The sequence below is a fragment of the Alistipes sp. ZOR0009 genome, assembly GCF_000798815.1.
In the GTDB taxonomy this organism is placed as follows: domain Bacteria; phylum Bacteroidota; class Bacteroidia; order Bacteroidales; family ZOR0009; genus Acetobacteroides.
Map to the genome: position 1 here is coordinate 44,449 of NZ_JTLD01000024.1, position 18,849 is coordinate 63,297.

The 18,849-nt window shown below is 45.0% G+C and carries 22 protein-coding genes; 10 read left to right on the plus strand and 12 right to left on the minus strand.

Annotated features, from left to right (window positions below):
- Positions 1-33: 33 nt before the first annotated feature.
- The gene (locus L990_RS08145; RefSeq protein WP_047447522.1) at positions 34-699 is read right to left on the minus strand and encodes a Crp/Fnr family transcriptional regulator; all 666 of its coding nucleotides are present in this window, start codon (positions 697-699) and stop codon (positions 34-36) included.
- A gap of 141 nt (positions 700-840) precedes the next feature.
- On the opposite strand from L990_RS08145, the gene L990_RS08150 reads away from it, so the two are divergent.
- From L990_RS08150 to yiaA, 8 genes are all read left to right on the plus strand, one after another.
- Positions 841-1,281 (plus strand): OsmC family protein, encoded by a 441-nt coding sequence (locus tag L990_RS08150; protein ID WP_047447525.1) that lies wholly within the window; start codon positions 841-843, stop codon positions 1,279-1,281.
- A 270-nt stretch (positions 1,282-1,551) separates the two neighbouring features.
- A complete protein-coding gene (locus tag L990_RS08155; protein ID WP_047447564.1) occupies positions 1,552-2,094 on the plus strand; it encodes a DUF2867 domain-containing protein in 543 nt (180 codons plus the stop codon).
- Between the two features lie 33 nt (positions 2,095-2,127).
- A complete protein-coding gene (locus tag L990_RS08160) occupies positions 2,128-3,000 on the plus strand; it encodes a hypothetical protein (RefSeq protein ID WP_047447526.1) in 873 nt (290 codons plus the stop codon).
- Positions 3,001-3,051: 51 nt separating this feature from the next.
- Complete coding sequence (locus tag L990_RS08165) at positions 3,052-3,906, plus strand: GNAT family N-acetyltransferase (protein WP_047447528.1); 855 nt, start codon at positions 3,052-3,054, stop codon at positions 3,904-3,906.
- Positions 3,907-4,061: 155 nt separating this feature from the next.
- Positions 4,062-4,799, plus strand: a complete 738-nt coding sequence (locus L990_RS08170) for a CPBP family intramembrane glutamic endopeptidase (protein ID WP_047447530.1) — start codon at positions 4,062-4,064, stop codon at positions 4,797-4,799.
- Between the two features lie 93 nt (positions 4,800-4,892).
- Positions 4,893-5,471: a type 1 glutamine amidotransferase family protein gene (locus L990_RS08175; RefSeq protein ID WP_047447532.1), complete on the plus strand. Its 579-nt coding sequence runs from the start codon at positions 4,893-4,895 to the stop codon at positions 5,469-5,471.
- Between the two features lie 306 nt (positions 5,472-5,777).
- On the plus strand, positions 5,778-7,370 hold the full coding sequence (locus tag L990_RS08180; protein ID WP_231562264.1) for a sulfatase: 1,593 nt from the start codon (positions 5,778-5,780) through the stop codon (positions 7,368-7,370).
- A 106-nt stretch (positions 7,371-7,476) separates the two neighbouring features.
- Positions 7,477-7,881 (plus strand): inner membrane protein YiaA, encoded by a 405-nt coding sequence (gene yiaA, locus L990_RS08185; protein WP_047447534.1) that lies wholly within the window; start codon positions 7,477-7,479, stop codon positions 7,879-7,881.
- Between the two features lie 95 nt (positions 7,882-7,976).
- On the opposite strand, the gene proC is transcribed toward yiaA, so the two are convergent.
- The 3 genes from proC to L990_RS08200 all read right to left on the minus strand — a co-directional run bounded on the left by proC (position 7,977) and on the right by L990_RS08200 (position 10,780).
- Entirely contained in the window at positions 7,977-8,777 is an 801-nt protein-coding gene (proC, locus tag L990_RS08190) for a pyrroline-5-carboxylate reductase (protein ID WP_047447536.1), read from the minus strand.
- A 218-nt stretch (positions 8,778-8,995) separates the two neighbouring features.
- Positions 8,996-9,973 (minus strand): dihydroorotate dehydrogenase-like protein, encoded by a 978-nt coding sequence (locus L990_RS08195; protein ID WP_047447538.1) that lies wholly within the window; start codon positions 9,971-9,973, stop codon positions 8,996-8,998.
- Positions 9,974-10,102: 129 nt separating this feature from the next.
- A complete protein-coding gene (locus tag L990_RS08200; protein WP_047447540.1) occupies positions 10,103-10,780 on the minus strand; it encodes a YggS family pyridoxal phosphate-dependent enzyme in 678 nt (225 codons plus the stop codon).
- A gap of 390 nt (positions 10,781-11,170) precedes the next feature.
- Here L990_RS08200 and L990_RS08205 point away from each other — a divergent pair, with 390 nt between their 5' ends.
- Together L990_RS08205 and L990_RS08210 are read left to right on the plus strand one after the other, a co-directional pair.
- Positions 11,171-11,998, plus strand: coding sequence for a helix-turn-helix domain-containing protein (locus L990_RS08205; RefSeq protein ID WP_047447542.1), 828 nt, complete (start codon positions 11,171-11,173; stop codon positions 11,996-11,998).
- 77 nt (positions 11,999-12,075) lie between these two features.
- Positions 12,076-12,618 carry a YbhB/YbcL family Raf kinase inhibitor-like protein gene (locus L990_RS08210; protein WP_047447544.1) on the plus strand — a complete coding sequence of 181 codons (543 nt, stop codon included), beginning with the start codon at positions 12,076-12,078 and terminating at the stop codon, positions 12,616-12,618.
- Positions 12,619-12,731: 113 nt separating this feature from the next.
- Here the strand turns inward: L990_RS08210 and L990_RS08215 are convergent, their stop codons facing one another.
- The 8 genes from L990_RS08215 to L990_RS08230 all read right to left on the minus strand — a co-directional run bounded on the left by L990_RS08215 (position 12,732) and on the right by L990_RS08230 (position 18,506).
- A complete protein-coding gene (locus L990_RS08215; protein WP_052180850.1) occupies positions 12,732-13,814 on the minus strand; it encodes a glycoside hydrolase family 5 protein in 1,083 nt (360 codons plus the stop codon).
- A 113-nt stretch (positions 13,815-13,927) separates the two neighbouring features.
- The gene (gene aqpZ / locus L990_RS08220; protein ID WP_047447547.1) at positions 13,928-14,611 is read right to left on the minus strand and encodes an aquaporin Z; all 684 of its coding nucleotides are present in this window, start codon (positions 14,609-14,611) and stop codon (positions 13,928-13,930) included.
- A gap of 205 nt (positions 14,612-14,816) precedes the next feature.
- Positions 14,817-16,496 carry a hypothetical protein gene (locus tag L990_RS08225; protein WP_156121444.1) on the minus strand — a complete coding sequence of 560 codons (1,680 nt, stop codon included), beginning with the start codon at positions 16,494-16,496 and terminating at the stop codon, positions 14,817-14,819.
- 201 nt (positions 16,497-16,697) lie between these two features.
- Positions 16,698-16,871, minus strand: coding sequence for a hypothetical protein (locus tag L990_RS19925; protein WP_156121446.1), 174 nt, complete (start codon positions 16,869-16,871; stop codon positions 16,698-16,700).
- Positions 16,872-16,910: 39 nt separating this feature from the next.
- Positions 16,911-17,066, minus strand: coding sequence for a hypothetical protein (locus tag L990_RS19930; protein WP_156121448.1), 156 nt, complete (start codon positions 17,064-17,066; stop codon positions 16,911-16,913).
- 39 nt (positions 17,067-17,105) lie between these two features.
- On the minus strand, positions 17,106-17,273 hold the full coding sequence (locus tag L990_RS19935) for a hypothetical protein (protein WP_156121450.1): 168 nt from the start codon (positions 17,271-17,273) through the stop codon (positions 17,106-17,108).
- Between the two features lie 216 nt (positions 17,274-17,489).
- Positions 17,490-17,651 (minus strand): hypothetical protein, encoded by a 162-nt coding sequence (locus tag L990_RS19940; RefSeq protein WP_156121452.1) that lies wholly within the window; start codon positions 17,649-17,651, stop codon positions 17,490-17,492.
- Positions 17,652-18,026: 375 nt separating this feature from the next.
- Complete coding sequence (locus L990_RS08230) at positions 18,027-18,506, minus strand: hypothetical protein (RefSeq protein ID WP_047447550.1); 480 nt, start codon at positions 18,504-18,506, stop codon at positions 18,027-18,029.
- Between the last annotated feature and the right edge of the window lie 343 nt (positions 18,507-18,849).

Consider the following 18,849-nt stretch of genomic DNA (forward strand, 5'->3'; position numbering starts at 1 on the left):
TAGTATAGCGGATTGCCTTTTGAAAATAAAAAGTTACCCATTTAGGGCTATTATACGTAGCCGTTCTTCATCTACAATCTCAACTTGCTTTCCCGATAGTACAATCAAGCCATCCTTCGCCAACCAAGCCAGCGAGAGGTTTACGCTTTCCTTCGAGAATCCAACCACCTCGGCCAACTCTAGCCGCGTAAGGGGTAGCGCATACTTGGCGCTCCCAAAATGCTTCATAAACTCGAGCAAGGTAAGCGCAATTGCCCCCAGCGAGTTTTTGGTATTCTTACGGGTTAGCTCGCCCACCATCTCCTTAGTCATAAGCGACATTAGGTGAACCATGCGGCTGGCAAACTCGCCGTTGCTGCGGATGAGCCCATCCACCACATGCTTATCTATTAAGCTAACCTCCGAATCGACCAGCGCAACCACCGAAAAATCGACCTGCCGCTCCACAAACGAGCACATTAGTCCCACAAAGGCCTTTGCAGATACAATGCTAATGGTTGTATTTTGGTTGTCGGTAGCCACATCGAGCTTCACTATCCCCTTCTCGAGGAATAGAATGCTGGACATAGCAAACCCCTGCTTTACAATTGTCTCCCCTTTGGTATACCTTACGGTGGTGATGCTGCCAAACAGCTCCGCACGCTGGCTATCGCTGAGCGCATCAAAGCAGTATTGGGCATCGCACTTGCATGGATTCATAGGCATAGTTTATAGAACAACGTAAAATTACACATTTAAAGAGGTAATACTACACCTTTATGGGTATAAAACTGGTTGACCGATTTCTTTTAAAGCCAAGCGCAAGATGCTAGGTTTGCCTACAACTAAAACACTAAAGTTATGGCCGATCTTAGATTTAGAATAAGCGCAAATAGCGAAACACCAACCAAAACGGTAGTAAAGGCTCGCAACTTCCAAATTACCATCGACGAACCCGCCGATTTAGGAGGCAGCGACTCGGCAGCCAACCCCGTAGAGTATGTGCTAGCCGCCTTTGCTGGCTGCCTCAACGTTATGGCGCACGTGGTTGCCCGCGAGCTGGGCTTTACGCTTCGCAACGTAACCATCGACATTGCAGGCACGCTTAACCCCGAAAAGCTGTTTGGACAACCTACCGAAGACCGTGCCGGATATAAGGAAATAACAGTAAAGATGAAGCCAGATTGCGATGCCGATCCAGAAACCCTACAAAAATGGCTTGAGGCAATTGGCGAACGCTGTCCGGTTTGCGATAACCTAAAAAACCCAACACCCGTTAAGCTGGCATTGGGCAAATGCTAAGAAGCACTATTAACCTTGAAACACGCAAAAGGCCGCAATACAACTTGCGGCCTTTTGCGTGTAATATAGCAAACGGAAAGCGCACATATCCTAACCCACACAAGACTGTCGATATACAATCCCAAATCGGAGTATAGCCTAAACACCTCAAGCTTCTTGTAAAGTAAATATGGCTACAGCCACAAAAAAGTACCGCTACCATGGTAACAAAATGCTCCATCTGTTGCTACATTGCGCAAATTCGATTTTAAAACAGATAAAATAAGCAAGATGGTAACCAAGCACACCTCAATCCCCGAGCAATCGGTTCTAAAGCACGAAGAACCTCAATACTCCTACATCGACAGCTTTAGAGGAGTAGCACAAATAGGGCAGCAACCAGTAAGCGTAGACAACGTTGCCAACCTATTTCTAACAGCAGGTCCCAAATGGGCTGATACGCTAATGAATATTAGAGATAAAGTAGCTGGCTTGTTTGGACTAAAAACCTCCAAGCAAATGGGCGACGGGCAAAACCAGACAAAAGTAGTTCAGTACGAGGTAGGGCAACAGATGGGCATCTTTAAGGTGGTAGAGAAAACTGAAAATGAAATCATACTCGGCGAAGAGGACAAGCATTTAAACTTTAAGGTATCCCTACTGCTCGAAACCGTCGCACAAGCCCCCAACACCAAACAAATATCCATAACCACAGCCGTAAAATTCAACAACTTTTTTGGGAAAGCGTACTTCTTCCCAGTTAAACCGGTACACGGTATGATCGTAAAGATCTCGCTAAAGAATATTATTAAGCAAATAGAATCGGGAATATAGCCCGCAAATAACCATGAAGAAAAGAGGTAAGTAATGATTAGCAAAGTTCTACTCTCTATCCTAACAATCTGTACCGCAACCGCCTTCTCTCAAGAATCAAAACAAGACAAGGCGGATAAAAAACCAACCGTATACTTAGTAGGATCAATCCACAACATGCACTTTAACCCCAACAACCACTACTCGATAAACGACCTTTTGGCTCAGATAAGCGCGTTAAAGCCAGATGTTGTTTGTGGAGAGATAACGCCCGAGTCTTTTAATCAACCAATAGAAGGGTACTTTCCACCCGAGGCCGCATGCCTTGCAGAAATGGCCTCCGAGCTTAAATACCGCTTCGTACCCGTAGATTGGCGCCTCGACTATGCCACACAAAGCATTGCCGACAAGGAATACCCATCATCCGTAAAAGAAAAAAGCGATCCCCTTCTTAACAAGGTTCAGTTAATACTAAAAGAGCCCTCACCTTCGTTATACGATAAAATACATAGTAAGGAAACCTTGTCTATACTAGATTCACTATACGAAAACATAATTGGAGTAAACGCCCTTGCCGAAATTGCTTGCGGGAGCTGGCACGAACGAAACCGTCGCGCGGTAGAGAATGGCCTAAAGGCAGCCCCAAATGCCCAAACAATTGTATTTGTCTTTGGAGTCGACCATCTACCTCAGCTACAGCGGCAGCTAAAGGCTGCCGGTATTGATGCACAAGTAGCCCCGCGAATGTTTACCCCAAGCCTCAACCCTAAGCTACCCAAATCCGTTCTGGAAAGATGGAAGCGCAATCGCGATAACCTAATCTCTATCCGCGATAAAAAGATGGAGATATCGTACGACAACTACCTAAAAGTCATAGATAGCCGACGCATAGAAAATCTTGAGGAGGCAATTCAGAAATCGCTATAGCCATATTTTGACTGTAGCCTCAGCCGACACTAACTACCACAAAATAGCAACATGAAAGAACTAACATCTCTTGAAAACCTGAGCTTTGATACTCTTTACAGCTCGTTCAGCAAAGCTTTTAGCGACTACGAAATACAAGTTTCCGAGCAGGAGCTGCGCATTATGCTAAGCCGACGGGGTTTTGTCCCCTCCCTTTCGTTTGGGCTCTTCGATAATGAGGAGCTCGTTGCATTCACCCTAAATGGGATAGGCCAATTTAACGGAAAGAAAACCGCCTACGATACTGGTACCGGCACCTTAAAGGAATATAGAGGGCAAGGATTAGCGTCCAAGGTCTTTACCGACTCTATTCCCTTTCTCAAAAAAGCAGGAGTTGCCCAATACCTGCTAGAGGTGTTGCAGCATAACACAGGAGCTGTTTCGGTATATCAAAAGTTGGGGTTTAAGGTAAGCAGGGAGTTCAACTACTTCGTACAGGCTACCTCAATGGTCAATATTCCCTCCAAAACGCTCGCTTCGGAGTACCATATTGGAAAAGCCAGCCTAGAGCAAAAGGAGATCTTTAGCACCTTTTACGACTTTACCCCCTCGTGGCAAAATGGATTCGAGGCTATAGTACGAAGAATCGAAGATTTTACAATTATCGGAGCATACAAAAACGCGCAGCTGGTTGGGTACTGCATCTATGAGCCCAACTCTGGAGATATAACGCAAATTGCAGTGGATAAAGATTTCCGCAGGCAGGGTATTGCGTCTGCACTACTCACCGAGGCCTTAACAGCGAATAGGCATAGCAACATAAAGGTTATAAATACCGAAATATCATGCACAAGCATCACCGCATTCCTCGGCTCGTTTGGAATACCTGTAAAAGGAACGCAGTTCGAGATGATAAGGGAGCTGTAACCTCAAGATAACACGTAGGCATTAACAGATGGTATGCTGCGCTTGGCATACTACCAAAGTACCTACTAGCATAAATACAAGCGTATGCTGCCAAGCTGGTAGCGCTTCTTGGATGAATATTTCAGCAAATAACATAAACTACAACATAAATTCTCATGAAACAATTACAACAACGAATTAAGCAAAACGCAACACTCTCGGTAATCACAGCAGTAGCTATTGGCTTTGCCATCTTTTTTATGAGCGGGGTACTGAAAGATCCCGTTTTTAGCCTACTCGATCAGCACCTACACCTACCTCCCTACTGGGGAAACGTTGTTCTCAAGTTCTTCATGCTTGTTCTCTCCATCGGAACCATTCTGCTGCTAAACAAAGGAAATCTTAAAAGCTACGGATTTCAACGATCTAAAAACATCCGATACATTCCGTTTGTACTAAAAGTATCAGCCATCAGCGCCGCTTCTTTTATCTTTTCCTTCCTAGTATTTATGGTTGTCCTATCCAACCTATTTCCAACCGCAAACCATCAAACATTCGAAAACGAAAACATTGTTGTCACGATCTTCACCGTATGGATATGGTCGAGCTTATGCGAGGAGGTTTTGGTGCGAGGTGTCGTACAGGGCTTTATTCAGCATCTTCGCCATATCAAAATATTCAAGCTAAGCCTCCCTGTAGTTGTGTCGGGCCTGTTTTTTGGAAGCTTGCATGCATTTCTATTTCTATTTATGAGCTGCTGGTTTGCCGCATTCATTGTTTTTGATACAATAGTGATGGGTATGGTAGCAGCCTACTATAGAGAAAAATCGGAAAGCATAATTCCAGCATTCTGGGTTCACTTTATTGCCAACGTAATTGGGTGTACGCCATTGCTCTTTAAGTTTATATTCTAAGATCTTCCTAAAATTAGAGGAACCATCGCAATTGGAGAGCACCAAATTATGCCGTCTGCAGTACCTTTGCAGCCATTAATAACACACTTCAACATGAAGAAAAAGATATTTATATTCCTTTTTGATGGCTTTTCTGACTGGGAGATAGCCTACCTTACACCCGAAATTAGAAAGAGCAGCACCTTCGAGCTAATCTACTTTTCGAAAGATGGCATGCCCGTAATTTCGATGGGAGGGCTACAGGTAGTACCAAGCCTAGCGCTAACCGAAATTGTCCCTCACGATGTAGATATGCTAATTCTTCCTGGAGGAACCGCTTGGGAAAAGGGCGATAATGAAGGAGTAACTCCTCTTGTGAAGTTGATTGTAGATTTAGGCAAGCCTGTAGCTGCCATTTGTGCAGCAACGGCCTATCTGGCCCAGCAGCAGCTGCTAGATAACCTAAAGCATACCAGCAACGATCTGTACTACCTAAAAGCAGTTGCCCCCGCATATTCCGGCGACTCCTTTTACACAAATGCTTTAGCCACCTCCGATAAAAATATAATTACAGCCAACGGCATAGCCCCCATCGAATTTGCAAGAGAGGTATTTACCATCTTAGGGTTATACCCAGAACAGGATATCGAGAAGTGGTTCCAACTTTTTAAAAATGGAGTTTGGAGCGAATAAACCCGACCACCTCAACGGCTAGCCCTAGTTTACTATAGAATTAGAGTAGCCCACAGAGCAATATTTTAAGCGCAGCTTTCGTAGCTGCGCTTCTGTTTTTGTGAATACCTCCATACAACATATATCAGGCTACCTCTTTTTGTTTTATATGGCTTGGCGCAAGCGCACTTCTTTTATACATTGCAAGCCTAAACACCAGCGTCGCATAGCCACATAGCGCACAGAAGTAAGTAATCTCCTAACAGAAGGTTACCACAACACCGTGCAGTCGGCTGGCTACGCCATTTGAAAATTAAACAAACCACCATGAGAAAAGAGTTGGCCATGCTTACCGCCGTAGGGAGCATCACCGCTTCGGGAGTATGCGGTACTAAGCCAAGCCTGCATGCTCCATCCGCCAACAACGGTAATGGCAGCCGCCCAAACATTCTATTCATCCTATCCGACGATCATACCTCCCAATCGTGGGGTATTTACGGAGGAATTCTCAGTCGCTACGTAAAAAACGACAACATTAAGCGTCTAGCCAACGAGGGTTGTGTGCTAGAGAATAGCTTTTGCACCAACTCCATCTCGGTTCCTAGCCGTGCCTCCATCCTAACAGGGAAGTATAGCCACCAAAATGGCGTTTACTCCCTCGACGATGCCCTATCGCCAGATAGCAGCAATATTGCCAAAACCATCCGCGAAAGCGGCTACCAAACGGCTCTATTTGGTAAGTGGCATCTTAAGCGCGAACCTAGCGGATTCGACCACTACGCGGTATTTCACGATCAAGGCGAATACCGCAACCCCGTATTTAAAACGGCCGACAGCTGGATTGACGATGACAAGGGGAATAACGGGAAAAGAGCCATTGGTTTCTCTACGGATTTGGTTACAGATAGCACCATCTGCTGGATTAAGCATCGCGATCAAAGCAAGCCCTTCCTTATGTTCTGCCACTTTAAGGCTACTCACGAGCCTTGGGACTATCCCGAACGCTTTGCCCATCTATACGACGATGTTGAGATTCCAGAACCAGCCAACCTTATGGAGTTTTTCCCTTCATCAACAAGTAGAACCTTTAAGGGACAAACCTTAGAAACTATTGGCCGAAACTGGGAGTATGCCTCTAAAGATCCCGACAAATGGTGGTGCAAATATCCAGGGTTGCCCTTTAGCACTCAAGGCATGGATAGCATTACCGCCCGTAAGAGAATATACCAGAAGTACATTAAGGACTACCTTCGCTGCGGTGCTACGGTAGACGACAACATCGGCAAGCTCCTTCGCTTCCTCGATGCCGAAGGTTTAAGCCGTAATACCATTGTTATCTACGTATCTGACCAAGGCTTCTTTTTAGGCGAGCACGGTTTCTACGACAAGCGTATCATGTACGAAGAGGCGCTTCGAATGCCGTTCGTTATTCGATATCCAAAAGAAATTCCTGCCGGAACGCGCAACCACGATATCATCTTAAATACCGACTTTGCAGCGCTACTGGCCGACTACGCCCAAGCAAAAGTTCCGACAGGAAGTAACGGAAGAAGCTTCCGCGAAAACTTAAAAGGGAAAACGCCTAAGGGATGGCGCAAAAGTGCCTACTACCGCTACTGGACGCACCACGATATTCGTCCAGCACACATGGGGATTCGCAACGACCGCTACAAGCTTATCTTTTTCTATGGTAATAGGCTAAGCACGACTGGTTCAAGCAGCATCCCTACTACCCCAACTTGGGAATTCTACGATTTAAAAATGGATCCGCACGAAAACAGCAACTCCTACAGCAATCCTAAATATACCAAGCAAATTAAGCGCATGAAGCAGGAGCTGCTAAAGCAACGCCAGCTGTGTGGCGATGTTGATGCCAACGATTCCACCATGAGGAGAATCATGGACAGATACTACTGGTAATGTAATCGACAAGCCAAAGCAGAACCTTTATTGTTCAAACAGAAAAATAAAGTAATTTAACGCCCATATTAAAGAATAAACATATCACAAATCAAACAGGTGTTTTATGAGTCAAAAACCATCGAATGCATTTATTGGCGCATCGTGGATCGCGCTTGGTGTTGGAGTTGCAGGTTATCTTACAGGCTTAGCTAGAGCAGAAATGCTGCTAAATGAAAAGGGATACTACCTTACCGTTCTTATTTTAGGGTTGTTTTCTGCTGTTTCAGTTCAAAAGTGTGTAAGAGACAGGTTAGAGGGAGTTAAAGTTACAGACATTTACTATGGTTTAAGTTGGTTCTCTACACTTGCGGCTATTATTCTACTATCTGTAGGGTTATGGAATGCCACAATATGGCCTAGCGAAAAAGGTTTCTATGCGTTTTCGTTCCTACTATCTTTGTTTGGTGCTATCGCCGTTCAAAAAAACACGCGTGATGCACAAACTGAAGCCTCTGAAGTTGAAAAATAAACAACATCCTTCAAATACAAAAAGCAACCCAATTAGGTTGCTTTTTTTGTATCCATACTCTCCAAGAGGACAAGCCATATACATAAAAAAGTTGGCTACTTACTCTTTTCGATCTTCCTATACGAAGTAATCAGCCCCTGAATTAACGAAGAGCTAAAACCTTGGTGCTCCATTTCATTTAATCCGGATATGGTAATACCCATTGGCGTTGTCACCCTATCAATTTCGCGTTCGGGGTGCGCCTTAGAGCTTAGAATTAGCTCGCTAGCTCCCTTCATAGTTTGAGCGGTAATGAGCTGCGCCATCTCCGCGCTAAAGCCAATCTCGATGCCCCCCTGCATGGCCGCACGCATAAAGCGCAGCGCAAAGGCAATTCCACACGAGCCTAAAACAGTTGCAGCAGCCATCAGCTCCTCATTAATAACGGCGGTTTCGCCCAGCTGGTTAAACAGCTCCTCCACCACAGGAAGCCTATCCGCCCAAGGTTTATCAAACGAGATACAGGTCATTGATTGGCCTAAACCAATGGCAGTGTTGGGCATCGCCCTAAATACAGGGATGTCAGAGCCAGCCGCCTTCTGTAGCACCTCCGAACTAACACCCGACACCAGCGACACCAACGTCTTTTGCGCCGTTAGCGCTGGCTTTATCTCCTTAATAACATCGACCACCTGATACGGCTTAATGGCAAGGATTATTAAATCGCAGGCAGCAGCAGCATCAACGTTGCTTGGGAGCACGTTAACACCTCTTTCCTTTAAATGATTCAGCTGATGCGTTCGTCGTCGGGTGATGTAGAGCTTATCTGCCTCCAAAACCTGCATCTTCAAAATACCTTCGGCAACTGCCGCGCCTAAATTTCCGCCGCCAATAATGGCAACCCTGTTGCAACTCATCAATTATATATTTTAATCGTCAATTTCACCATCTCTTTGCTCGCGCAAATCAACAAGTGTCCGTTCGTCAGATAGGCAAGCAGCGCTAGGGGAGCCAGCGCAGCTATATCCAATTAAGGGCGAAAGATAGTAAAAACCCAAGCGGCAGCCTACCGCAACCTACCAATAAAAAAGGATGGCCTTTCCCGCCATCCTTTTTTATATAGAGTAAAACAATACTAGTCGTGATTGCTAAAGTAGCGCATAAACTGCGAGCGCTCGTACACCTCGGGGTTGGCAAAGTTCTTAAAGCTCATTTTCCCCCTAAACTCGTCGATAGAGTTGTAGCCATGCCTATCCATCCAAGCGGTGATAGCACCAAGCATCTCGGGTATGGCATCAGCCCCTTTTTGGTAGATAAGCGAGCATACCTCCACCACCGAAGCTCCGGCCAGCAGCAGCTTAATGGCAGCCTCGCCGCTATGCACCCCGGTCGATGCTGCAACATCAACCTGTGGCACCGACGAAGACACGATGCCTACCCAACGTAGCGTATCGCGAAGATCAGAACCGCTGCTAAACACGTCGGCAGCGCCCATTTTCATGGTTTCGATATTGATATCTGGCTCGTACAAGCGGTTAAAAAGCACCACCCCGTTTACTTTACGGAAGTAGAGCTGATCTACCATGTAGGGCACGTTGGTAAATCCCTTAGCCATCTTAACAGAAACAGGAATGGTAACAACCTCGCGTACCTTAGCAGCCACCTCGAGGTACTGCGCCTCGCAGTGCGCCGCATTTTGATGCTTATCGGTAGCTAGGAAGAAGATGTTTAGCTCCAACGCATCGGCACCGGCAGCCTCTATCTTCTTGGCAAAGCTTACCCACTGGCCAGCGCTGGCACAGTTGATGCTTGCAATAACGGGTATGGCAACCGCCTTTTTCGATTCGCGAATAAGGGTCAGATACTCCTCTACGGAGTTATCTACGGCGTAGCTCATGATGTAGTCGTGCGCCTCGGGGTAGTCGCCTACCTGCTCGTACGCCTGCGCCTCGTGCATTATCTGCTCCTGAAAAAGCGACTTAAGAACAACGGCACCGGCACCAGCCTCCTCCATCTTCTTTACCTTATCAACCGAGGCAGTAAGCCCCGAGCTGCTTACCACTATGGGATTCTTAAGCGTTAGTCCAAGATACTTTACTTCTAATGATCTCATTCGAATATAATTTTTGGGTTAGATGGAACCCGCATGTAAGGCTATATTCAGACCTGTTTGCGACTGCTAGTCTTGCGGGTTTCATGGTTTAAGTCGACATTTCAAAATATACTAGGCAATATAGCCAAATCATTTGGAAGAGTAAACCCTGCCTCCAAATATTGCAGAACCAACGCGCACAATGGTACTTCCTTCGGCAATAGCCAGCGAATAGTCGTCGGACATACCCATCGATATCTCCTTAAAGTGCGCATCACCGGCAAAGTAGCGCTGCTTAATCTTGGTAAATATTTCCTTCAGATGGCGGAACTCGTAGCTTACCTGCTCCTGATTATCGGTAAAGGTGGCCATGCCCATTACCCCCACCATGCGTACGTTACGCAACTCGGCTAGCGCTCCCGATTCCAAGAACTCCGACAAATCAGCATAGTCAAAGCCAAACTTAGTCTCCTCCTCGGCAATGTGCATTTGGAAGAGGCAGTCTACTACCCGTCCGTTTTTGGCCGCCTCCTTGTCGATTACCGCCAGCAGCTTAGGCGAGTCTACCGAATGGATTAGCGACACAAAGGGGGCAATATACTTCACCTTGTTGGTTTGCAGGTGGCCAATCATATGCCACTCGATATCCTTGGGCAGATCGTTCCACTTCTGAGTCAGCTCCTGCGGCTTATTCTCGCCAAACACGCGCTGTCCGGCACGGTAAGCCTCCTCGATGGCCTCGTTGGGCTTGGTCTTCGATACGGCTACCAGCTTAACCTCGTTGGGAATTCCCTTACGTACTAGGTTTAAATTTTCTATGATGCTCATCACTCTACAATTTCTGAACCCAAAGGTATCAAAGCCATCGAAAAAAGTAAAATATTATTCGATATACGTTATATCTGGCTCCTATTTATTGCCAACAATGGGTTGATGCCCGCCTTATGAGGCCCTAAAAATGGACGACAGCTGATGGGTGTCCACCTCCGAGCTCCTAAAAATAGAAAACAGCTGATGGGTGTTCACCTCCGAACTCCTAGAAATAGAAAACAGCTGATGGGTGTCGGCTTCAGAACTCCTGAAAATGAAAAAAACTGCTGATGGGTGTGCTTCAAGCGACAACACAGCCTAACAGTACCAATTTTTTACTACATTTGGTTGCAAGCGGCCTTCCTTTAAGGCTACCGATATCCCCCAAATACTATAGCTACAAATAAAATGATAACGCTACCACAGCAAGATACCCCCACCGATTTCTCGCTAGTTTTTTACGAAAACCCAGCCGAAACAATAAAGAGCCGGATCAGCTTTACGCAAAATGTCTTCAGCTTTTTGGTGGAAGGCTACAAGGAGATATACGCGCAAACACCCAAATTCATAACGGGAAACGAATTTGCCCTAGTAACCTCGTCGTGCTGCCTAATGACGGAGAAAAGAAGGCTGGAGGAAAGGGCATATAACAGCGTGCTGCTCTTCTTTAGCAACGAAGCGCTCAAGGCATTTCAGCTTCGCTATCACGACCTAATATCAAAGATCAAAGCAGAAGGAGAAGGCACCTTCGACGTGCAAACCTTCCCCTACGATACCTATAGCAATACCTTTCGGCGGTCATTAATGCTGCTTATCGATAGCGGTGGGGCAACCGATACGGAGCTTGTTGGTGTCAAGTTTAACGAAATAATGCTATACCTGCTAAAGCGCTACCCCGAAAGGGTGGTTAGCCTATTCAACAACCTCCATATCGAATCGGAGATAAAGCTTAGGGCTACCGTCGAGAATAACCTCTTCCACCAAGTTACCCTCGAAGAGCTGGCGTTCCTATGCAACATGAGCCTATCCACGTTCAAAAGGTACTTTCAGCACCACTACGGAACCAGCCCCAAGAGATACATCCTATCCAAGAGGATGCTGCTGGCCAAGCAGCTTATGGAGCATGGAGAGCGACCCGCGTCCATCTACGGGAAAGTTGGCTACCAAACCCTCTCCAGCTTTGCAAAGGCCTATAAATCCTACTTTGGCATCCAGCCCCATCAGGCGCAAGATTGACCTTTTAGGAGCGCTATTTGACCTTTTCCTAAACGCTTTTCGCCATTAATTTGCAGCAGAAACAAAATACCAATATCATGAAAAGATTAACACTCCTACTTATGCTCTGCCTCGCATTGACAGGCAGCTACGCCCAAACATTCACCCTAAAAAGTAACGACCTAGGCGGACAGGTTACCAAAAATCAAACCTTTAATGGCTTTGGATGTACGGGCAGCAACACCTCTCCGCACCTAGCGTGGGTTAACGTGCCAGAAGGAACCAAGAGCTTTGCCATAACCATGTACGATCCGGATGCGCCAACCGGCAGCGGATGGTGGCACTGGGTGGTTTTCAACATCCCTGCAAACGTAACGGAGCTAAAGACGGGTGCCGGCACCCCCAGCCTACAGCTGATGCCAGCAGGCTCCATTCAGAGCCGTACCGACTTCGGACAACCCGGATATGGCGGCCCTTGTCCACCAGTTGGAGATGGATTTCACCAGTACATCATTACCGTTTATGCGCTAAAGACAGACAACCTAGGTCTCGACGAGAAGGCTAGCCCTGCAATGGTTGGCTTTAACCTTAACGCTAACGCCATTGCTAAAGCATCCATTATTGCCTACTTTAAGCGCTAGGGAGTAACAGCTATCTACCAAATACGAATACAAAGCGCACAGCTTAAATAGGGCAGCCCGATCTATATCAAGATCGGGCTGCCTGCTAGTATGCTCTATAAGAATGATGGCTACTAAAATAATGCCTTTAAGATAGGAAGCATCTCCTCGATCCAGCTACCTGTTGATCTATTGTAAAAATGGGTATCAGAGTTTATGGCAAACGGTATCTTACTCCTATCCAGCTCGTCCTTTACGAATGTAGCAAAAGCAACCTGCTCCAATACCGTATACTCATTGCCATCGTTATAGTTTCCGGCCATCCAAGCCCCAACCCATGTGGGAATTCCCGTTTTCTGCTGCCAGGCAACCGCATAACGAATTTTCTGCCGAATAAGTTCCTTTTCCTCCTCGGTGCCCGTTGTCCACAGCTTCTTAGGATTGCTTTTGGACGGACCCGACGCGTAAAAATGCCACTCCGCCATTAGGTAGCCGTTGGCTTTAGAGGGAATCACAAGGGCATTTAAGTTTTCGGGATCGGAGCGTACAATGGGCGATATGAATATTATGCGGTATGGATTAGCAACACGAATCTCGGCAACAGCCTTTTCATATAGCCTATTCAAGGTGGCAGGCTGGTTGTTTAACTCGTCGGTTACCTCTATAATAAGGTCAAACGAAAGCAGGTTGGAGGTATTCTTGTAGCGTTCCGAAACGGTTTTCCACCAAGCCACAACCCGCTCTAAGTTCGCATCTGAAGGATTTTCCTTAAAGTCGTTGGCCTGATAGGCAACTACAGGAATTAGTCCACAGCTTAAGCAATCGGTTATAACACGATCCAAATGCAGCAGCAGATCCTCACTGATATCATCAGCAATCCTAATGCGCACATGCGAAAACCCAAGTTTCTTAAAATCCTGTGGAGCCTTAGCATTGTAGTCCTCCATTCCTTGTCCTGTTTTCACCCAGTCTACATCCATCCCACGACCTAACAACGCGGCATATTTTTGAGGGGTTATCGAACTCGCTGGTTCTAAGATGGGCGCTTCGCTTTTGCTGCAAGAAAATAGCAACGCACTAAATGCAACCATTCCGGCCAAACAAATACCTCTAATAGTAAATAAATCGTTACGCATAAAATTATCATCAATTAACTTATGAAAGAATACAACTTCGATGAGAGTTACCCTACCAATAGTCACAAAATAGCTATCCACCCTAAATTTTCGATCTTATCCCTTTTACAACTGGAGAGGAATTTGGCACAAAGAACACCCATCATACAAATAAAAAAGGCCAATCTTAACGGAGATTGGCCTTTGCTCTGGTGCTAGGCATCCTTGGGTTTGAGGACGTAATTCCAAACCAACGCAGCGATAACACCGCCTATAATGGGCGCAAGAAGAAATAGCCATACCTGGCTAAGCGCCTCACCTCCCACTATTAATGCAGGGCCAAAGCTGCGGGCAGGGTTTACGGATGTTCCTGTAATCGGAATGCCCACCATATGAATCATGGCCAACGACCAACCAATGGCAACGCCAGCAAAGCCGCCGGGAGCCTTAGGGCTGGTAGCGCCAAAAATCACTATTAGGAAAATAAAGGTAAGCACCACCTCAGCCAGAAATGCTGCCCCCATACCGTACTTCATGGGCGAAAGGTCGCCGTAGCCGTTTTGTCCCAAACCGTTTACCGCCAACGAGTAGTCGGCCTTACCCGATGCAACAAAGTAAAGGATAAGCGCACCAACGATGCCTCCCAAGAACTGAGCAACCAGGTAGCCAACGGTATCTTTCCCCGAAATCTTACCTGCTACCAGCATCGAAATGGTAATGGCTGGGTTGATATGGCAGCCCGAGATGTTGCCAATGGCGTACACCATAACCAGTACGGCAAGGCCAAAAGCCATAGAGATGCCTAAAAAGCCAATCTGCGAGCCTGCAATTACAGCACTACCGCAGCCAATCAGAACGAGAACGAAGGTTCCAATAAATTCTGCAAAATACTTGTTCATAGCTATTCTGAGTTAAGTAATACAACCAATTTACAGAACTTTACCTATACAATTCAAGATGGTAGCTTAAAATTTAACAGTACAGGTGTACATTATTCTTTGAAACAAGACTCCAACATGTCTCCATTTTGCCTGATTAATGGTCTAAGCAAACGCAGAAAAATAAAAAGAGGCTGTTTTAAAAACAGCCTCTCAAATAAGTTTTCTACTTTTTCTTTTGGTAAGTCAGCCTTATATCAAATCTACCCGACTCTCCATTACCGTTGGTTCCGTTAAGAATCATAGTTTGGGGGTAACCAAACTCATCATAATCGGTATAATCAATCCAACCATTTAGGCTGTATTCTTCCGCACTCCAAGCACGCTTAATAGCATTTACGATCTTATAGTGATCGAGCAACGGGTTTATAGCACTAATGGAATTACCAAAGAAATTCTTAAGCTGATAGTTGTATTCGAACTTAGCCAACAGCCTAAACCCTCTAGGTTTAATAATCCTACCATTTTCAAAGCGGTTAGTTTCTGGATTATACCAACTATCCCAAGAGTAAACGGCATTTTGCAGGGCGTATATTTCGATTGGGTTACCATTTTTATCGTAAACAGTTTCCTGAACTTTTGCGCTTTTACCATCAGAGCCAAATCTACTAATGCAAGTTACCTGATTGGTTGCATTGTACTCATACGCTAAATAATCTCCTGAAATAGCCCATGCACCATTTACCTGTACATATTTCTCTGACTTAACCACCTTATTTGCGGCATTGTATGTTAAGCGCAGCTCGTATTCAGGCTGAGTAACACCTGTACGGTAACAGGTAATTGCAGTCATAAGTCCTTTAGAATTGTTGGTAATTACAAAACGGCGACTGCTAACAACATCACCAAGTTTTGTATTCGAAAGCAAATTGCTAATGGCATAGCTGGTAAGGTATACCACATTAACCCATTTTTTATCCGCACTTCTATAGGTTGATGAGTATACAATTCCTCTTGAGGGCTGAATAATACGGCTATCTGTAATTTTAATTACCTCATTCCAATTAAAATTTACCTCGCTTTTAATTGATTGTTGAGCATCTGTAAGATAGGTATGCATGTATGCATTCTGGTATATCTTCGAGGCTTTAGAATCCTTATCGTACACTTCCAGTGTATAAGTATCCTTCCCCGCCTCTTTCGTACAAATAAAATCGGAGCTCGGAACTTGACCATTATTGTAGTATTTAATAGTGTAGTTCTCGGATACATGAAAATAGTCCCAATACTGATTATTTGCTGTTGCAAATCGCTTTTCAGTTACACCTACCAGCAAACCATTAGCATACTCGCTAACTATTTCGGTACTTTTTGCCTGCTGCCTTTCCTCTATTATATTATTAACGATACTGGCTACTTGATTTTTATCGTTATAGGTGATGTTCGCAAAGTTTAGCGCCCCCATGTACACATTGGTAAGCAAGTAAGCACCATTGGTATCCGATAACAAAACAGCGCTAAGTCCCGATCCACTAGTAACTATCTTAAATTCGGAAATATTTCCATTAGTAAGCGTAATTTTCAAAATGGAGGTTACCTCGTTATAGGTTATTGTTTGAATGCCTACACCATCCTTACCGTTAGTACCGTTGGTACCATCTTTACCATTAGTGCCGTTAATACCATCCAACCCTTTAGGAAGAGGAATTGTGACCTTCTCTCCAGAGCTGTAGGTTACGATCATGTTGGTATCTTTAAACTCAACATTAATCACTGTTTTCCCTTTTTCGATGGCATCTAAACGCTCCTGAATCTTTTTTAGATCATCCTGCATGCCCGAATTTTCGTCATTTGAGCAACTGAATAAAGATCCTACTGCAAATAGGAGGAATAAAAAACGTCTCATTTTTATACTAGTATTAAATTATAATGTTCAGAAATAGTAGGGAACAAATATAGGATTCATTTACTAAAAAGATTATTCGCACTTCTAATTCCTTGTAAAATATATGTAGGCTGCTTTACCTACTTAAAAACAAAAGGCCATCCCCTTTCGGGTTGACCTTTTGCAGCAATAAGTAGTCCCGTATACGAGGAGGTTAAAAGCTTAATCTAAAATTGGAGGTATACGCTCGCAGCTACCATCCATACAAACGTAGCCATCAGGGCATGTTGCAGGCTTATCAATATGGTAGGTACACCTAAGCTTACCACCCAAAATTTCGGTTTGCGCCTTCTTATTAAGAAGGTTTACTTCCTTTAAATCTTTCAAGTTTTTCATAGCTCAATTTTTTATAGTAGTAAAGATTGTACGGTGACGTTAAAAAACGCAGAAACCATTTACACACTCCATACCAGAAGGGCATGTTATATGTCCTAGATCGTCGTAACGGCAATTAATTTTACCGCCCACAATGGCCTCCTGCTCCTTCTTACCAAGGTGGCTAGCACCCTTTAGCTCCTTTAAAGTTTTCATAATTCAGCTTATTATAGTAGTAAAAATTGAACGACAGCGCTACTCCCAAGGAGCAAAAACGCAGGTTCCGTTAACACATGCCATGCCAGCAGGGCATACTAAATTCCCCTGATCGTCGTACCAGCACCTAAGTTTACCGCCCATAATGGCCTCCTGCTCCTTCTTACCTAGGTGGCTAGCACCCTTTAGCTCCTTTAAAGTTTTCATTGTTCAGCTTGTTTTAGTTTTTCCGATGATTTTAAGACGCTCGGATTAAAGTCTACCCCACCAAGGCGTAACCGTCCCAAGTAGCGCAAGCGAAATATAGCTGGTAAGCCGTCCAAGATTTTGGACGATGCCTATTTTTTTGATAGATAGCAGCAAAAAGGCGCAGGTTTTACACCCACGCCCACTTACAAAATCGTACTATACAAAAAAAGCATGCTACTCGATACTACGGTCGCACACTCCATTTTTGCAAACGTAACCTGTTGGACAAATAAACTTGCCGTTAGCATCGTAGCAGGGCCATTTACCTCCAGTAATTGATTCCTGCTCCCTTTTTGCCAGCTGCTTAACGCCGCCGAGCTCCTTTAAAGTTTTCATAGCTGTGAAATTTATGCTAGTTAGCCCGATGATTTTAAAGACACACCGGGTATATGTCTACTCCTTTTGAAATGCTACCGTATGCCAACGGCCGGTTACCCGTTAGCTGGACGCACATCCTTTTAACACCCGCTGCCCGCTACGAGGCATTCGCCAACAATTAACATAATAGAGCTAGCTACAAGCCTACCAACACGGGCCAAATAGAGGCTAATCCTACAGCACGTAATATAGAGCAACAGCCGTCCATAATTTTGGACGGCAACGCGCTTACTGTCAGCCCTGCTGTGGTGGTTTTTATTGCCAATAGAAAACCCCTCGCCAAACGACGAAGGGGCTACAGGTGTCTTGGTCAGTATTTAGCTGTTGGTTTACTTACTGCTTAGGGGATTGCTTATCGGTAGGACGTGCACGTACAAAAAAATCTTTAAGCGCATTGTAGCTAGCCTCGGCACCGGGAGTGTCCGAGCGACGTTTGAAATCGAGATAACGGTAAAGTACCAACGAATCGTTGTAGTTATCGTAGTCGTGCATCATCTTGGCGCTCTCCAAACGACCAACAATGCCTGTAGCCATAAGCAGTACGCTCTCGTAGAACATCCGAGCGTTGTAGTCCTTCTCATACTCCACCCAATCCACCTCTACGGGTATTAACTGTGGATTAAGCGTTTTAATTTCTCTAGCCTTATTAACAAACAGTTTATTCTGCTCATTAATCGAACCGTAGTAACGGCGTTTATCCGCGTTCAGATCAGGTAGCTTAACATCAACAATGGCCTTAATATCCTTAAGAGCCTTAGAAATCGTTGTTTTTTCCTCCTCGGTAAGGAGATCAACTATCACATTTGCTTCCATATTTCAAAATGTTTAAGACACTTGTAACGCTCAATATTAGCACTATTTATGTTTATTTCAAAATATCGCCATAAATATTTACATTTTTTTTCGTGATAAATAAAACATACAACACTTAGCACATGTACCTTACCTAACATTACTACCTTTTAATAAAAATACGGCAACTATTAACGTATGCTACATAAGCGCGGCTAACATTACAAAACGGCATCACCTCCAAACCCCGTCGGATACGTCCCGAACCACCCCGGATACGTCCAACGGCGCGTCGACCCGGTTCCGAACCCCGACCGACCACCTCAGAACCCCTCCGACCCGGTTCCGAACCACCCCAGATACG

What these genes read in the sequence shown, in the direction of transcription:
- L990_RS08145 (WP_047447522.1), bottom strand. Translation starts at nt 699, where the DNA reads ATGAATCCATGCAAGTGCGATGCCCAATACTGCTTTGATGCGCTCAGC.
- L990_RS08150 (WP_047447525.1), top strand. Translation starts at nt 841, where the DNA reads ATGGCCGATCTTAGATTTAGAATAAGCGCAAATAGCGAAACACCAACC.
- L990_RS08155 (WP_047447564.1), top strand. Translation starts at nt 1,552, where the DNA reads ATGGTAACCAAGCACACCTCAATCCCCGAGCAATCGGTTCTAAAGCAC.
- L990_RS08160 (WP_047447526.1), top strand. Translation starts at nt 2,128, where the DNA reads ATGATTAGCAAAGTTCTACTCTCTATCCTAACAATCTGTACCGCAACC.
- L990_RS08165 (WP_047447528.1), top strand. Translation starts at nt 3,052, where the DNA reads ATGAAAGAACTAACATCTCTTGAAAACCTGAGCTTTGATACTCTTTAC.
- L990_RS08170 (WP_047447530.1), top strand. Translation starts at nt 4,062, where the DNA reads ATGAAACAATTACAACAACGAATTAAGCAAAACGCAACACTCTCGGTA.
- L990_RS08175 (WP_047447532.1), top strand. Translation starts at nt 4,893, where the DNA reads ATGAAGAAAAAGATATTTATATTCCTTTTTGATGGCTTTTCTGACTGG.
- L990_RS08180 (WP_231562264.1), top strand. Translation starts at nt 5,778, where the DNA reads ATGAGAAAAGAGTTGGCCATGCTTACCGCCGTAGGGAGCATCACCGCT.
- yiaA (WP_047447534.1), top strand. Translation starts at nt 7,477, where the DNA reads ATGAGTCAAAAACCATCGAATGCATTTATTGGCGCATCGTGGATCGCG.
- proC (WP_047447536.1), bottom strand. Translation starts at nt 8,777, where the DNA reads ATGAGTTGCAACAGGGTTGCCATTATTGGCGGCGGAAATTTAGGCGCG.
- L990_RS08195 (WP_047447538.1), bottom strand. Translation starts at nt 9,973, where the DNA reads ATGAGATCATTAGAAGTAAAGTATCTTGGACTAACGCTTAAGAATCCC.
- L990_RS08200 (WP_047447540.1), bottom strand. Translation starts at nt 10,780, where the DNA reads ATGAGCATCATAGAAAATTTAAACCTAGTACGTAAGGGAATTCCCAAC.
- L990_RS08205 (WP_047447542.1), top strand. Translation starts at nt 11,171, where the DNA reads ATGATAACGCTACCACAGCAAGATACCCCCACCGATTTCTCGCTAGTT.
- L990_RS08210 (WP_047447544.1), top strand. Translation starts at nt 12,076, where the DNA reads ATGAAAAGATTAACACTCCTACTTATGCTCTGCCTCGCATTGACAGGC.
- aqpZ (WP_047447547.1), bottom strand. Translation starts at nt 14,611, where the DNA reads ATGAACAAGTATTTTGCAGAATTTATTGGAACCTTCGTTCTCGTTCTG.
- L990_RS08225 (WP_156121444.1), bottom strand. Translation starts at nt 16,496, where the DNA reads ATGAGACGTTTTTTATTCCTCCTATTTGCAGTAGGATCTTTATTCAGT.
- L990_RS19925 (WP_156121446.1), bottom strand. Translation starts at nt 16,871, where the DNA reads ATGAAAAACTTGAAAGATTTAAAGGAAGTAAACCTTCTTAATAAGAAG.
- L990_RS19930 (WP_156121448.1), bottom strand. Translation starts at nt 17,066, where the DNA reads ATGAAAACTTTAAAGGAGCTAAAGGGTGCTAGCCACCTTGGTAAGAAG.
- L990_RS19935 (WP_156121450.1), bottom strand. Translation starts at nt 17,273, where the DNA reads ATGAAAACTTTAAAGGAGCTAAAGGGTGCTAGCCACCTAGGTAAGAAG.
- L990_RS19940 (WP_156121452.1), bottom strand. Translation starts at nt 17,651, where the DNA reads ATGAAAACTTTAAAGGAGCTCGGCGGCGTTAAGCAGCTGGCAAAAAGG.
- L990_RS08230 (WP_047447550.1), bottom strand. Translation starts at nt 18,506, where the DNA reads ATGGAAGCAAATGTGATAGTTGATCTCCTTACCGAGGAGGAAAAAACA.